This window comes from Succinivibrio dextrinosolvens, assembly GCF_900116345.1.
GTDB classification, from domain to species: Bacteria; Pseudomonadota; Gammaproteobacteria; order Enterobacterales; family Succinivibrionaceae; genus Succinivibrio; species Succinivibrio dextrinosolvens_B.
This window is the reverse complement of the sequence record NZ_FPAH01000029.1, coordinates 1-15,829: the sequence shown is the minus strand read 5'-3', so window position 1 is coordinate 15,829 and position 15,829 is coordinate 1. Positions and strand designations below refer to the sequence as shown.

Annotated in this window: 11 protein-coding genes and 1 other RNA gene; 2 read left to right on the top strand and 10 right to left on the bottom strand. The window is 41.0% G+C overall.

Features of this window, described 5'->3' with window-relative positions; genetic code table 11:
- Nucleotides 1-128 precede the first annotated feature (128 nt).
- The 8 genes from BM308_RS09140 to BM308_RS09105 form a co-directional block, all read right to left on the bottom strand.
- Nucleotides 129-1,940 (bottom strand): IS1634 family transposase, encoded by a 1,812-nt coding sequence (locus tag BM308_RS09140; RefSeq protein ID WP_074944678.1) that lies wholly within the window; start codon nucleotides 1,938-1,940, stop codon nucleotides 129-131.
- A 150-nt stretch (nucleotides 1,941-2,090) separates the two neighbouring features.
- Nucleotides 2,091-3,755: an energy-dependent translational throttle protein EttA gene (ettA, locus tag BM308_RS09135; protein WP_074944677.1), complete on the bottom strand. Its 1,665-nt coding sequence runs from the start codon at nucleotides 3,753-3,755 to the stop codon at nucleotides 2,091-2,093.
- A gap of 209 nt (nucleotides 3,756-3,964) precedes the next feature.
- Entirely contained in the window at nucleotides 3,965-4,906 is a 942-nt protein-coding gene (locus BM308_RS09130; RefSeq protein WP_074944675.1) for a flagellin N-terminal helical domain-containing protein, read from the bottom strand.
- 131 nt (nucleotides 4,907-5,037) lie between these two features.
- On the bottom strand, nucleotides 5,038-5,865 hold the full coding sequence (gene budA / locus BM308_RS09125) for an acetolactate decarboxylase (protein ID WP_074944674.1): 828 nt from the start codon (nucleotides 5,863-5,865) through the stop codon (nucleotides 5,038-5,040).
- A 137-nt stretch (nucleotides 5,866-6,002) separates the two neighbouring features.
- The gene (locus tag BM308_RS09120) at nucleotides 6,003-7,922 is read right to left on the bottom strand and encodes a methyl-accepting chemotaxis protein (RefSeq protein WP_074944672.1); all 1,920 of its coding nucleotides are present in this window, start codon (nucleotides 7,920-7,922) and stop codon (nucleotides 6,003-6,005) included.
- A gap of 268 nt (nucleotides 7,923-8,190) precedes the next feature.
- Entirely contained in the window at nucleotides 8,191-9,525 is a 1,335-nt protein-coding gene (locus tag BM308_RS09115) for an anaerobic C4-dicarboxylate transporter (RefSeq protein WP_074944671.1), read from the bottom strand.
- A 537-nt stretch (nucleotides 9,526-10,062) separates the two neighbouring features.
- Nucleotides 10,063-10,515 (bottom strand): type III secretion system chaperone, encoded by a 453-nt coding sequence (locus tag BM308_RS09110; protein ID WP_074944669.1) that lies wholly within the window; start codon nucleotides 10,513-10,515, stop codon nucleotides 10,063-10,065.
- A gap of 39 nt (nucleotides 10,516-10,554) precedes the next feature.
- Nucleotides 10,555-12,084, bottom strand: a complete 1,530-nt coding sequence (locus BM308_RS09105) for a hypothetical protein (protein WP_074944667.1) — start codon at nucleotides 12,082-12,084, stop codon at nucleotides 10,555-10,557.
- A gap of 273 nt (nucleotides 12,085-12,357) precedes the next feature.
- Here BM308_RS09105 and smpB point away from each other — a divergent pair, with 273 nt between their 5' ends.
- Nucleotides 12,358-12,834: an SsrA-binding protein SmpB gene (gene smpB / locus BM308_RS09100; RefSeq protein WP_031490755.1), complete on the top strand. Its 477-nt coding sequence runs from the start codon at nucleotides 12,358-12,360 to the stop codon at nucleotides 12,832-12,834.
- An 87-nt stretch (nucleotides 12,835-12,921) separates the two neighbouring features.
- On the opposite strand, the gene BM308_RS09095 is transcribed toward smpB, so the two are convergent.
- Nucleotides 12,922-14,628 carry a SulP family inorganic anion transporter gene (locus tag BM308_RS09095; RefSeq protein WP_074944665.1) on the bottom strand — a complete coding sequence of 569 codons (1,707 nt, stop codon included), beginning with the start codon at nucleotides 14,626-14,628 and terminating at the stop codon, nucleotides 12,922-12,924.
- Nucleotides 14,629-14,932: 304 nt separating this feature from the next.
- Here BM308_RS09095 and ssrA point away from each other — a divergent pair.
- Nucleotides 14,933-15,295: a transfer-messenger RNA gene (gene ssrA, locus BM308_RS09090) on the top strand.
- A gap of 74 nt (nucleotides 15,296-15,369) precedes the next feature.
- Here ssrA and BM308_RS13355 read toward each other — a convergent pair.
- A partial coding sequence (locus tag BM308_RS13355) for a hypothetical protein (protein ID WP_218152551.1) occupies nucleotides 15,370-15,829 on the bottom strand: 460 nt, incomplete at its 5' end.

Below are 15,829 nucleotides of genomic sequence, written 5' to 3'. Positions count from 1 at the left end.
AACCGACAGCATGATAAGTGCTGTCGGTTTTTTAGCATCCCATTCTTTGCACATTTTTGTGTAACTATGGGAAATGCAATAAATCCTCAGCCTAGGCTGGGGATTTTGTTATGTTTTTAATCTAGATTTTATTCTGCTTCCGCAGCAATATCTTCTTCATACTCGATATCCATCTCTGACTCAGGGAAAGGTATTTCCAGTCCTTCAAGTAATTCTTTCTTCTTTCCAACTATCTCAGAGAAGTAACCACCATCAGGGAATATTGTCTGAGTAATATTTGACAACGATGCCAGCATCTTTGGTACAGAGTCAAATGGAAGCTTGATGCCTTTAGCTTCAGCTGTATGAATACGATGTCTTAACATGCAGAGAATACTGCAGGACAGGAAGTGCACAAAGATTTTTCCTGAAAGAGTTTTTGATGCGGATACGTGTAATCGTCTTGCACCAGTGAAATCCTTGAGCTTTCGGAAACTCTCCTCAACCTCGTTACGTTCTGTATAGGCACGTGATGCTTCAACCGGATCACTTATAAAGTCAGACAGTAGAACTCTGATACCTTTACACAGCATGTATTCGAATTTTTGGGTATTGTTGATTACCTTTCTGCCATTTGAGTCTTCAGTAACATAGGTTGAAAGGAAGTCCTTTTCCTCCTGAGTAAGAGCCTCAGTTTCTGACTTCTGCTTATCCAGAAGCTCAGCTACTCTTGCACGGAATTTATCTTCAGCATCATTTCTGATTTCATGGTCGAGGTAGATATGAATAAACATTCTGCCTTTCTCTCGCTTACATCTTGCAGAATCCTTGTTGAAGTTACCAGGATAGCTCCAGTCAATCTCTTCGGTCAGAACATTCTGTCCAAGTTTTCGATTATAGCTGCAGTCATCAAGCAGATAGGACAGATTCTTTGCAATCAGATTCTTACAGATGCCGAAGGAGAGCTTCATATTGAGGATAAAGCTCTGATTATCCTGATAGAGCTTATGGATATTCTTAACTGAGCCATAGCCCTTGTCTGCAACCAGAATAGCTCTGCGGTTTAAGCCCATCCTTGCATATTCCTTGAGCAGATGGTTAAAGGTAGAGACATCTGGTGTAGAGCCAGCATAATGTCTGTAATACAGAGGACATCCTGTCTGCTGATTTACCAGCATTACGATGTTTATCTGCTTTAGCTGGTCTCCATCTTTGTTGTGTCCCCATTCTGCGAAATCAAGGTTGTCAGAGCAGGTTGAGATAGATGTTGAGTCCAGAGCATAGTAGACATTTTCCTTATTCTTATCCTCTTCCTCAATACAGCACTCATTCAGCTTTCTGAGAAAAACATCTATTCTGTCCTGGTCAATGTGCTGTAGAAATCTGGTGATGCTGCTTATACCAAGAGGTCTGTGATATGGCAGTCTGGTACAGGAAGCAAAGTCCTCATAAAGGTACATTCCCTTATCAGGCTCTATAGTTTTGAAATAAGCCAGAGACAGAAGCTTCTTAGCTCCGTAATACTTGTCAAAGGCTCTGCCCAGCGCTTTTGACAGAGGTGTTGATGCAACCACCTGGTCTAAAAGCCAGGTTGCTCCTGCATGAAGAACCTTAAGAGAGGTAGCCTTTCTTATGAACAGAGAATTTTCATCCATATCATCAGCCTGTGAAAATTCAAGTTTATAGCGAGTAAGTTTACCTTTTGATTTTAGCTTATCTACAACTCTGGTTGTCTTTAAGGTCTCAAGGATTGGATACTGATTCAAAAAATCCTCAGTCCATTCGATAGTCCCGGTCAGTTCACCGCCAATAATCTTACCTACTGTATAGGTCTTTCCCTTAACTCTGACAGACATATGTCGTTCAGAGTCCCAGGCATTCTCATAAGAGCAGACGTAAGTGTATTTACCGTTTCTGTTGAACAGTAGAGGAGGAAGTTCAGGAGCATCAACCACAGCCATAATTGCACCTATATAGTTACATAAGAATATGTAACTATAATAACACAAAAAATAAAGGAAGTCCCTTATTTTTTCAGGACTTCCTAAAATTTATTTTTGAAATGTAACTAGAACTTCAAAGAATGGGTAGCATCAAAATTCAGACTGTTGTTACTTGGTAACCTTCTTGAACTTAAGTCTGTGAGGCTGGGCTTCTTCACCAAGATTTGCCTTCTTCCAGGCCTCATACTCAGTGTAGTTGCCTTCAAAGAATCTTACCTTGCCCTCATCACCGTAATCCAGAATGTGGGTGGCGATACGATCGAGGAACCAGCGGTCGTGGGAAATAACCATAGCAGAGCCAGGGAATTCTAATAAGGCGTTCTCAAGTGCACGCAGTGTTTCCACGTCAAGATCATTGGTAGGCTCGTCCAGAAGCAGCAGATTTCCGCCAACCTGAAGCAGTTTTGCCAGCTGCAGACGGCCTCTTTCACCACCTGACAGATCGCCAACACGCTTCTGCTGATCGGTTCCTCTGAAGTTGAATCTTCCGATATAGGCTCTTGATGGAATCTCGTAGTTACCTACCTTAAGAATGTCTGAGCCCTGTGAGATTTCTTCAAAGACGGTATTCTCGTTCTTCATCTGGTCGCGGAACTGCTCAACATAAGCGGTAACTACAGTATCACCCAGCTTGATAGAACCTGAATCTGGCTTCTCAATACCGGTGATCATTCTGAACAGAGTAGACTTACCAGCACCGTTAGGTCCGATGATACCAACAATTGCACCCTTAGGAATGCTGAAGGACAGATCATCAATCAGCACCTGATCGTCATAGGCCTTTGACAGGTTGTTTACCTCAAGCACGGTCTCGCCTAAACGTGGCCCTGGTGGAATGTAAAGCTCGTTGGTTTCATTTCTGCTCTGGTACTCAACTGAAGACAGTTCTTCAAAGCGCTGCAGACGAGCCTTGGATTTTGCATGACGGCCCTTGGCACCCTGACGAACCCACTCCAGCTCTCGCTCGATGGAACGACGTCTTGCAGACTCGGTGCTTTCTTCAATCTGAAGTCTCTTATCCTTCTGATCAAGCCAGCTTGAATAGTTTCCTTCCCATGGAATACCCTCACCACGGTCAAGTTCCAGGATCCAGCCTGCTACATTGTCAAGGAAGTATCTGTCGTGGGTAACTGCAACCACTGTACCTGGGTACTGGTGCAGGAACTGCTCGAGCCAGTCGATTGATTCAGCATCAAGATGGTTGGTAGGCTCGTCTAAAAGCAGCATATCAGGCTTTTCTAAAAGCAGACGGCATAAAGCTACACGGCGTCTCTCACCACCTGATAAAACCTTAATCTTTCTGTCTGATGGAGGTAATCTTAAAGCATCAGCCGCCTTATCAATCTGCACCTCAAGATTGTGTCCGTCATGAGCATCAATAATTGCCTCAAGCTTTGCCTGCTCCTTGGCCAGGGCATCAAAGTCGGCATTCTCATCTGCATATTCGGCATATACCTCGTCTAAGCGCTTTAATGCTGCATAGACTTCTGCAAATGACTCTTCAATAACTTCTTTTACGGTCTTCTCAGGATCAAGCACAGGCTCCTGTGGCAGATAACCAATCTTGATACCTGGTTGTGGTCTTGCCTCACCCTCAATGTCAGTATCAACACCTGCCATAATCTTGATAAGTGTGGATTTACCGGCACCGTTTAAACCCAGCACACCAATCTTGGCACCTGGGAAAAAGGACAGGGAGATATCCTTTAGAATCTGTCTCTTTGGTGGAACAATCTTTCCCACCCTATTCATAGTGTAAATGAACTGAGCCATTTATATTCCTCAATGTATGTACAACGGCTCATTGTAACATGAAAAGCATATTTCACATGTACATGATGAGATTATCTTTGCAGAGTTCAAAAAATTGAGGTAACAGTTGATTAGGAGATGTTTTGTATAGAAGCGGAATTCAGAGCGCAAAGACAAAAAAATTCCTTCGTAGTAACGAAGGAATCACACAAAACAAACATAAGGAGTAATTAGTAGCTTTCCTGAAGCATTTGCAGTGCAATCTGAGGTTTCTGATTTGCCTGGGTCAGAATTGAAATAGAGCCCTGCTGCTTCATCTGTTCTGAAACCATGTTGGAGACTTCTTCTGCATAGTCGGAATCACGAATTCGTGCACGGGAGTCAGAAACATTCTCTTTTACGTTATCCTGGTTTCTAATGGTTGCCTCAAGACGGTTCTGAACTGCACCCAGTTCTGAACGTTTTGAGTCAACTGCTGTAATCAGATAATCAATACCGGCCAGTACAATCTGTGCCTGGGACTGAGTACGGATATCAATACCACCTCCGTTTACAGAGTAATTAAAGATATCCACAAAGTTGTATTTTGATGGGGTGACCCCTGCATCTGGAGGAAGTTCAAATTCGTCACTGCCGGTAAGTTTTGCTGCCATTTTTGCAAGATTTGGTACATCAAATCCAGTTGCCAGATCAATCTCAATAATAGAACCTGGAGCAGGGGAGATCTGGAATCTTACAATAGAGGCATTTCCAGAAAGCAGATCCTGTCCACCGAAGGTGGTATCACGGGCAATACGTCCTATTTCTGCATTCAGCTGATCAACTTCGTCCTGAAGGGCTCTACGGTTATCCTGAGAGTAAACACCGTTGGCAGACTGAACTGCCAGAGTTCTGATTCTCTGGAGCATGGTGGTGATTTCTTCAATCGCACCTTCTGCGGTCTGAGCGTAGGAGATGGCATCCTGAGCATTTCTATTGGTCATACTCAGAGAATTGATCTGCAGAGTAAGTCTGTCAGAAGTTTGAACACCGGCAGGATCATCCTTTGCAGAATTAATCTTAAGTCCGCTGGATAAATGATTATAGGCGGTGTCAATTTTATTGGTAGCTCTGCTTACTGCTCGCTGTGCAGCAAGAGCTGTAAGATTGGTATTGATGTAAAAGGCTGACATTTTTTTCTCTCCAGTTTTGTTTTGTGTGGCAAAAAATTGCCTTTTTACTGGAGTATGAAAGAATTATGCCAACTTTTCAGCTGGCATAATCTCATGATAGACAAATCAAAAATGTAAATGAATAATGGATGTTACTTCTTCATTTTGCCTTTTGTGTCCTGCTCCGCACTTCTGATATCCTCTGCCATGTCCTTAGCCAGATTGATATCGTGGAACTTCTTGTCATTATGCAGAATCATAGTGAACTTGTCTGTCTTGTCCAGATAGGCTGTTCCTTCCTTAATTGACAGATCCAGAATATGTCCTCCTTTCTTTTTATCATCGGATATAAAATGGAAATGCCAGCCGACAGAGTTAAGTTCTCCCATATAGCTAGGACAGTAAAGTCCAACCAGAGTGCCCTTGATATTCTTTTCTGTAAATTCAGTCTGTTTCCCTTTTAATGCTTCCACAAGTGTAGGATAAGGCTCCTCGCTTCCATATTCACTGCGGAACAGAACAGAGTCAAATTCTGCTGCAAGTTTTACCATGTAGAAACTGTTGGCTCCGGCCTTCTGTACTTCTGAATTCAATGCATTCTCAAAATCTTTCTTATTCTTTATGTCAGTTAGCTTGACTGGAATATCCGGATCAAAGAAGGTTACGGTAGCATATGGAATAACAGTTTTGTCTGGGGCTACGAAAACCGTGCCGTCACCTAATGCCTGATAGACCTTTCCGTCTAAAACAATCATTTCTCCGTTGAGTCCTTCAAAGGTGCCAATTCCGGTATCACCCATGGTTCTTAGCTCTCCGGAGGTAATGGTTCCTCCAAAATATCCCTGGGCCAGTGACTGCAGCAGAGCAACCTGAACAATGCTTTCTCTGTCCGCATCTGCGGCATATACCTGTGTTGCTCCGATAGCTAATGTACCTGCCAGAACAGCAGAGATAAGTTTCTTTTTACAGTTAAATTTCATCGGAATTAGTCTCCTTATATAAATAACTCAATTAAGATACTTATGGGGGTAGGAAAGGACAAAGCGTACAGGAAGTTATATTTCAAAGGACAGAGGTTATTCTGTTGAAAAACTCTGTCTCAAATAAACTTCCAAGGTTACTCTTCGTTGATTGTGAATACCGATAGATTCTTAACCTGATTCTTCGCCATCTTGCGGATCTTCTGCACGGCCTGCTTGGTCTCCTGGATATGATCAAAACACTCTTCGGTTACAGTATTGATGTTTTCAATCTGGGAGTTTACCTCACCTGCGATGCCGGTCTGTTCGGTACAGGAGTCCACGATCTGTTCAGACATATCGGTGATGGTTGCGATAATTCCCATAATCTCTTCGATGGCACTGTTTGCTCTTGAGCTCTGATGTACCGAGTTGTTCATTTCCTCTTCACAGGATGCAACCACGGTTACACACATTTCAACCGCCTCGTTCAGTCTGGTGATGGTGTCTGTTACTTCCTTGGTGGATTTTGCGGTCTTGAATGCCAGATCTCGAACTTCATTTGCCACCACGGCAAAGCCTTTGCCGTGTTCACCGCTTCGAGCTGCTTCAATGGTTGCATTCAGTGCCAGAAGGTTGGTCTGATCTGCAATGGCGGCAATGGTTTTAACAATGGAGTCGATCTGGGAACCCATTTTGTTGATGTTTTCAATAGCAATGGAGGTTGCTTTAAGCTTATCTGAAAGAGAATGGGTTGTGGTAATGTTATCCTGCATGGTAACACGACAGGTATCAGATGCTGTTTCTGCAGTCTGTACCTCTGACAGGGTGGAACGGGCAAACTCTGTTACTTTTTCAATGGAGTTTTCCATATTTGAGGTTGCGCTGGCAACGGAGCTTGCTCTTGATTTCTGAGTGGCGATAGCATCGGCGGTACTTTCCAGCATCTGAGAGTTGCTGTTTACCATCTCCAGCATCTTGTTAAAATCGGAGTTCAGCTTGCCGATGGTTTTCTGCATGGATTTGGTTACGGCATTAACCAGCAGATCAATGTTGCCGATTTCATTTTTTCTGATCCTCTTTTCGTCATGGTCACGTCTGAAGTCACCGGAGGCCAGTTTCTGCAGGGACTTCCATACATGGCGAACCTCACTGTTAAGAGATTTTGCCAGGAAGATGGACTGTATTACTGATACAAGAATGGTAATAATCAGTACTGCATACAGGGTATATAAAACTTTTTTGTATGCTCCCTTATCTAACAGACCTTCGCGATTTGCCTCTTCAAAGCTGTCAATTATAGCTGAAGCCTGTTCAGCCTGCTGCAGCAGCTCTTTTGGAGTTAAGTCCTGATCTAGAATCTGCGTAGTGTTTTTGCAGAAGGCTGTGATTTCCTTATGAATCTTGCCTGCAGTTTCATTATTCTGAATAAAGCCCTGGTATTCTGGTGCGTTCAGAATTGCCTCAAGCTGTCTGACTGAGGCCTGTGCTTTTGTAAGTGACTGAGGATCATCATCAGGATGGGTGAGACTTATAAGCGATGAATTAACCTTGTTGAGGCTCATACTTAATCGCTCGGTACAGTTTTTCTGCAGCACATATTCATTCATGCTGGAAATAATATTAATGGAACCTACTGCAAATATGATAATTGCCACAGCAAAGGAGAATATGATTCGCTGGGCAATAGAAATATCACCAAATTTAAAAGTTAACAGAGACTTGAAGAAAGGAGCAGACTTATAACTGAAATTCTCGATGTTGAGGTCAACTGAATCCTCTTCCTCATCATCTTCATCCTCCTGAACTTCCTGCTGGGTATTGTCTTGAGTCTGAGGCTCGGCTTCCTCATAGGTTTCTGTTGAGGTCTGTTCCTGAGGTGCCTGTGGCTCGTAATAGGAGTTCTGCTCATAACCTTCTGGAGCACCTTCGGTTTCGTCGAAACTGCGCTCTGAAGCGTAGTAGTTATCAGAGGTTAATACAGGAGGAATATCCTGAGATGCGTTTTCAAATTCCTGTAGCTGAGCACTGTCTTGTGTATTTTCGTTCTGACTGTTCTCTGTTTCAGACTGTTCCATACCCAATCTCTCTTAAACGCTTAAAGGTAATAGCTTATCCTGAGCACTATCAGTATCAGATACTTTGTTAAGACAGATACAAAAAAATGATAATGTTCAGATCTATTTATAAAAAATATAGATAAAACCTCACATAATAATTGTATGTAATAAATCGGAGATCCATGGGGACTTTTTTGGAAGAATTGGAGTTATAGCATGTTTTTTAGGGCATAAAAATGAGAAAACCACCATTGAATGGTGGTTTTCAGAAAAAACAGACTGTTTTTTAGATTACAACTTTTGCTAAAGACAGACCTACAGAGCAGGCTACAATCACACCGATTAAACCTGGAACCATGAAGGAGTGGTTGAAATACCACTTGCCGATCTTGGTGGTTCCGGTAACGTCAAAGTTAACGGTTGCAATATCTGATGGATAGTTTGGAATAAAGAAGTATGCATAGGTTGCTGGCATCAGACCGATCAGCACAGGGCCTGGAAGACCGATGGCGATAGCAACTGGAAGCATAATCTTTGCTGTAGCAGCCTGTGAGTTAACAACTACAGATACAGCGAATAATGCTAGAGCAAAGGTCCAAGGTGCATCATTTACCATGCCGGTAATTGCTGCCTTGAACTCAGGCATAGCATAGGCAAAGTAGGTGTTTGACATCCAGGCGATACCAAAGATTGCAATACATGCAACCATTCCTGACTTGAATACAACACCGTTTGGAATCTTGTTAACAGGAGTCTTGGTTGTAATCAGAATAATAGCACCGAAGCCTAACATCATCATCTGAATGATTACGCCCATTGAAATAGGACGGGCACCTTCACCGATGGTTCTTACCTCTGGGAAGATAGCGATAAGTACAATAAGAACCAGAGACAGCAGGAAGATCCCTACAGATAGCTTGGCACCGAAAGGCAGTTCCTCGTTCAGAGTGGTTTTTGTGGTGTTCAGAATCTGATCTCTGTATGCAGGATCCTGTAATCTTCTCTGATATTCCTTGTCATCCTCAAGCTCACGACCTCTGAAGTTAGAGTAGATTGACATGGCGATGGTACCTAAAAGGGTTGCAGGGAAGGTAACTGCAAGAATGTGAAGCAGGTTTAAATCCTCAAGACCTGGAAGCTGAAGTACGTCTTTACCCAGATAGCAGGCAACAACAGCTGCAATAGGAGAACCGGTTAGAGCAAGCTGTGATGCTACAGATGCTGCAGCCATTGGACGCTCTGGTCTGATTTTGTTCTTAAGAGCAATATCGCCAATAATTGGCATGATTGAATAAACAGCGTGGCCGGTACCTAGCATGATACTTAAGGAGAAGGTAACCAGTGGTCCTAGGAAAGTAATTCTCTTTGGATTCTTACGCAGGATCTTTTCTGCAATCTGAAGCATGTATTTCAGACCGCCTGCTGCCTCAAGAATTGCAGCACAGCTGACTACTGCAATAATGATCAGCATAACATCTACAGGAGCACCTGCAGGAGGCATTCTTAAAATAAATACCTCAATTAAGATACCAATTCCTGATACTACACCCAGACCGATACCACCGTAGCGGCTTCCGATGTATAGCATCATAAGCATGAAAATAAACTCTGCAATTAGCATATATATTCCCTTTTATTATAATTTTTTGAATGACGTAGTTTAGCCCAAAAATGGCTTATAGACTAGCTTTGGCTGTACTTTCTATTATTCAATTTTCAACAGAAAACTGTTTTTTCCTGTCTTCATAAAGCTGAAAACTTTCGTGATTCTATAGAGTAATGATTAAAAAAAATCAAAAGTCGGTCAAAGATTTATGTATTTGCACAAAAACTGACAGTTTCGTTTTTTGTAAATTGATATTTTTGTGATCATGTTAACTTATATCTTGAATGAGTAAATTGCTATAAAGCTCTTTATACCTATAAATGTTATGTCTATATAGCATTGATGTATAAAGTGAAATTTTAGTGTACAGAATTGATTTTGAGTGTATTTAATTAACATTAAGGTGAAATGATTTTTTGTGAACTTTCTTGAAAGAATTTAATCAGTATTTCACAAAGAAAAGAATAGATCCTTACTGTTTCCTCCTTTGCCTGGAACCGGTACTTCAGGCTCTAATTCTTTGCTTGTACAATCAGAAAAGGTAATTTGAGTTTAAATCCTGATAACACCGGTCTTTAGCAGATCAAGATTTGAAACTTCAGTGTTATCAAATGTCGATGGTCTATTTTCATTTTCTTCACTGATCCACTTCTTCCAGTAGCGCAGGGCCTTGATGAAAAGGACCAGACTCTTCTCGAATGCATCAAATCCCGTATTCTCTTCAATCAGCCGATGAAGAAGCAGTTCATTTCTTTTATCATCGATACTTAAGGTGCAGAATCCTGTATGAATACCCATATAATTTGAGGTTAGAAGAGTTCTGTACAGTTCTAGATCTTTTTTCAGGTCTGTCTGGACAGTTCCGATGATAAAAATCATATTCTCATTTTTTTCGAAAACAACCTCATCTTTGTCAAAAATAACACTGCAGGTGCCTTCAGCATTAAAGGAAAGTTCAATGCCTATGGCATCTCCCAGCTTGTTAATCAATTCATCTGCATTCATATATTATCCTTATGTTCTATTTGTGTGATGAACTTTTTATTATTCTGCCAGCGCACTAAATGCAATTGTGAATGCTATGCCGCCCTGTCTCTTTTCAGGTGCATCGCTAATGTTTGCCTTGGTTATCTTGCCATCATGTTTTCCATTTTCATTTATTATGGTATTCATGAATTTAGATAACCCTCTTAACTCTTGCCTTTTCTCTATTAATCCATGAAGAACAAAGGCTGTATTGCTGCTCTGTCCGTCTGTACCGTCCATACTTAGGTTCAGTTTGGCTACATTTTTTAATATTTTAGAGGTTAAAGCCATGATTGTGTCATAAGCCTTTTTACTATCAGGTGTTTTTTTGCTGGTTGCAAGCTTTATAGCATCCTGAACGGTCTTATCATTACTAATCTCGTCCACAATCTTCTGAAGTTTTGTCATTTCTCCCTGTTTAAGCGGTTTTTCATCCCGTAGAACGGTTGTATATCTAATCTGTTTAATTTTCTCATCAGTGGTTAAGGAATCAATCTCATCTAGTAGCCCCTTTCTATCTTCAATAAATTTATCTATTAACACTGATACGGCTTTTTTCTGTTCATTTATCTTATCCTGTGTCGTCACAGCATCCATCTTTTCCTCTATTTTTTTCTTAATACTATCCGTGTTAACTCGAAGTGAAAAATTCGATTTAATCTTATTATCAAGCTCTGCAATTAAATCCTTACGAGCCTGATCTATCTGTTCCTGTAATTCAAGTTTTGGCTTCATAAAGTTTTTTAATGCTGTCTTTAGGTTGTCGTAGTCTTCTTTTGTGTTCACATTGTCATAGACATTAAGGAGTTTGATGGCTTCAGCATCTCCTTTCTTAGCCATTTCGTCCAACTGGAGAAAGGCTTTAGTGATATAACTTTTTGCTTTAACGCCTGATAGTCTGTTTTCACTTAAACTGATAATATCGTTGGTAAGTTCATGATCCATCCTTAACATTGTTAATAAGGCTCTTCTATTCACTACCTCTGAGAATTCTTTCACAGAAACTTTATCCTCGGCAGCATCACAGGTGTCAAATACACCATAACCGACCTGACTTCCTGTCTGAGAACCTGATTTTTGAATCGGCTCGTAAAAAGAGTTTATTTTTTGATATTTTTCATCTGTGGATTTGATTACATCTAAATATTCCTGTGGAATTTGTTCCCATTTAGAATTTGTTACAGCTTCTGCGAGACTATTGTTGAACATTTTTGCTTCTGAGCTCTGAACTTTGACTGTTCCGTTATTGATTGCTTCAGCTGAAATGGATCCGTTGCTATTTTTGATTTCGCTAAGACGAGAAGCATGATCCTCTCCTTTTTTGGCAGAACTGAAGACATTGCCAATTTTTTCACCGAGGTAGATTATTCCCTGAACAATGCTGCTGAAGAAGCGCTTTATAGCCTGAAATGGTGATGCCTTTGCCTTGGAAAGCTCTGGTGGAATCGAGCCTGCATCTTCAAATCTTTCGGTTTTTCCTCCCTGATCAGGAACTTTAATTGGCTCAATTGGCTGTTGGGTTGTTCCAAATTTTATATGATCAGTCATAGCCACCACCTCGCATACCGCATCAGAAAATAGATTTAGGAGAGAAAATTCCTTCTATACATGATAGTATAATATATAAAAACGTGTAGTGAAAAAACTGTATCTATATTTTTTTATAAAACTGAGATGAGGTTCATGAAAAAAATATTCTTCACTGTGAACAGACGAACTGTGTTTTTTACAGAGATGAGTGTTTTTTTCAGAGAATGTTTTTGTTTTGTATCGGTTGTGGGATATAATTTTTCAGATTAAGAAAATAGTGGAGCAATATAAGTGGCAAAGAAAGTAAAACAGCAGAATAATGTAGTTGCCGTGAATCGCAGAGCTTCCTTTGAATATTTTATTGAAGACAGATATGAAGCTGGATTATCTCTTCAGGGATGGGAAGTAAAATCCCTAAGAGCGGGTAAGTGCAATATCTCTGAAGCATATGTAAATGTTAAAGGTGGAGAGGTTGTACTGTTTGGTTCTGTGATCAATCCTTTAAAGACCAGCTGTGCTTTTGTGGTTAGTGATCCTACCCGCACCCGTAAACTGCTTTTATCCAGAAGAGAAATTGATAAGCTGGCAGGTTCTGTTCAGAGACAGGGCTATACCATCATTCCTCTAAAGCTGTACTGGAAGAATCAGTGGGCCAAGCTTGAAATCGGTCTTGCCCGTGGTAAGCAGGAACACGATAAACGTGACTCTATTAAAGACAGACAGTGGGCTCGTGATAAAGAGCGCATCATGAAGAAGAACTTCAAATAGTTTTTCTGTCTCGTTTCTTTTCCTTCCTTATTTTTTTTCAAAAAAAAGGCCTGAATTTTACTTCAGGCCTTCTCAGATAATCTCAAATTAAGCTTTTGTTGGATCGATGTGCTTCATGATGAAGTCTTCATCCTTAAGAAGGTTCTTAGCCATCTTTAAGGCCTCATCAAAATCAGCAGCAATTGCGCCGTCAAGCTTCTTATGCAATCCTGCTCGCTCTAGAATCTTACGAGGCTGAGGTCTTACTGCAGAGAAGATCACAAAGGTCTTGTGCTGTCTACAGATGTTCAGGATCTCTTCAATTGAGTTCTCACCTGAAGCATCCAGATAAGGCATGAATCTCATACGCAGAATCAGAATTCTTGGCAACTGCTCTAGTGCCTTTAATCTGTCGCAGAACTCTGATGCGAAACCGTAGAATAATGGACCGTTGATCTGTAGAACGGTAACGTCGTCAGGGATATCTATTTCATCGTCTGATGGATCTTCACCGTCGTGAGTTTCATACTCAGATTTGCAGTGCTGCTTTCTGATTTCAACTGAACGGGACATATGTCTCATGAACAGCAGTGATGCGAAGGTAACACCAACACCGATAGCAACAGTCAGGTCAACCATTACGGTAAGCGCAAAGGTTAAGAACAGAATTGTTCTGTCTGATGGGCTGATTTTTGCAATCTGTGTGAAGTGCTTAAGATCGGACATTCCCCATGAAACCATGAACAGAACAGCTGCTAATGCAGCCATTGGAATGAAGGCCAGAATATCCATTGCTGTGTAAAGGAATACAAGCAGGAATATTGCGTGGAAGATACCTGCAACAGGAGTTCTACCACCTGCTTTAATGTTGGTTGCAGTTCTTGCAATAGCTCCGGTTGCTGGGATACCGCCAAAGATACCTGAGGCGATGTTTGCTACACCCTGACCAACCAGTTCCTGATTCAGAGAGTGCTTATGACCGATCAGACCATCAGCAACAACAGCTGAAAGAAGTGCCTCGATACCGGCAAGGAAGGCAATAGTGAATGCAGATGGAACCAGGGCTCTAATCTGTTCTAATGAAAACTCTGGCCATACAGGAGTTGGCAGACCTGTTGGCAGGCTTGGGAATCTAGTGCCGATTGTCTCAATATCCATTGAGAAACCATAGGCTAGGGCAGAAATCAGAAGAATAGATACAAGATATGAAGGAATCTTTGGAGAAATCTTTTTACAGATAATAATGGTTGCAAGACCAAGTGCACCCATTGCTAAAGCTGAATAAGTAACCTTATCCAGATTTGAAAGGTATACATACCATTTATTAATGAAATCAGCTGGTACAGAGTCTACCTGTAAACCTAAGAAGTCTTTAACCTGACTTGAAGCAATAATTACAGCAATACCAGTGGTGAAACCAGTGATTACAGGGTAAGGAATGTATTTAATGAGCTTTCCTAAACGGGCATAACCTGCAATTATCAGAATCAGACCTGCCATAATTGAGGCCAGAATCAGTCCGTTGAATCCGAATCTCTGGATAATATCAAAGATAACAACTACAAATGCTCCTGTAGGTCCGCCAATCTGGACTCTGGATCCACCTAGGAAAGAAATGAAGAATCCGGCTACTACTGCGGTAACCAAACCTTTATCAGGAGATGCTCCGGAAGCTACAGCCATAGCCATTGCAAGTGGAAGTGCAACAATGGCAACTGTTAAACCTGCAATCACATCAGAGCGGAAGAGTTTGAAGTTGTAACCTTCACGCATACAGGTTATAAAAGCTGGAACAAGAGGATTTGCTGTTTTCATAAAAAATAAAATCCTAAAGCTGTTTTATCAGCATTGCTGTTTTTTAGATTGAAGTTAAAGACCTTTTTCATACTGCTCTAATTACATTATTAATTTGTATGCAATAGGCAATATCTGAAAATGTGCACATTATAACAAAACAGCATAAAAAAATTCGTTTTTGGAAAAATATTTGTTTTTGCCCAAATATAAGCCATTCTGTTGCGGAAAATCAGTCTGTATCTAGCCTTTTTGCTGATGAAATTTTCTCATTACAATAGAAATGAATTCTTAATATGTTGTATACTCTTTCTGTTCACGTCTAGGGGGTGTATTTTTGGTTTCGACCGGAAGTATGAATTCCTAGGAGCATGTCGAGTAGCGAAAGCTCGTTAAAAATTCGTTTAAATATAGTCGCAAACGACGAAACCTACGCAATCGCAGCTTAATAACCTGCTGAATGCCCTCAGTTCTAAGTCTTTCTAGTGACACTTAGTCTTACTGGGGTCGGTTCTTCACTAGATCGTGTGGATGCCCCGTCTGTGGTTGAAGCATTAAAGATTATACAGACTGGGTACTTTGTGGCGTGGCGGTCCGCAGCGGGTATCGAGATTAATGATTGCCTAAACATGTAGCGCCGAAGATGCAGTCTTTTGGGACGAGGGTTCAACTCCCTCCACCTCCACCAAAGCCCTTAACTCCTTGACCTGCGTTTTGCATTGAGTTGTACCTACACAACAATCTTGTCCAAGTAATTCGTTTCTAATGTGGTTTACGAGCCTTCTTTAATCTGTTCGCATAGGCAAGTTCATTGTCATATCTGTCAGATGGAGTCTTTGCTCTAAATAACTTCAGACACTCCTGCTGAACTTTTGATACAGGCTTCACTGCAATAAATCCTGAGGTAAATTCTATTTCCTGAATTCCATTTAATTCGTCAATAATTTTCTTAAAGGAATTATGTGGTGGATTTTTTCCATTGTATTTACAGTTATGAATTCTGTACTGCATAAGCATTCTTATAGACAGAGCAATAAATTCGATAAAACACTTTCCTGTAAGAGACTGCTCTGTAGAAACACCAAAGCGGTTGCAGTTCATCTTTACCTTTAAATCTTTAAAACAGTCTTCAACGCATTCTCTGTCTTTGTAAGCAAAATAAGCTGTTTGACCATCGGAAATCGCATCAGAAAGTACAACAAAAATTCCTGCATGATTATTT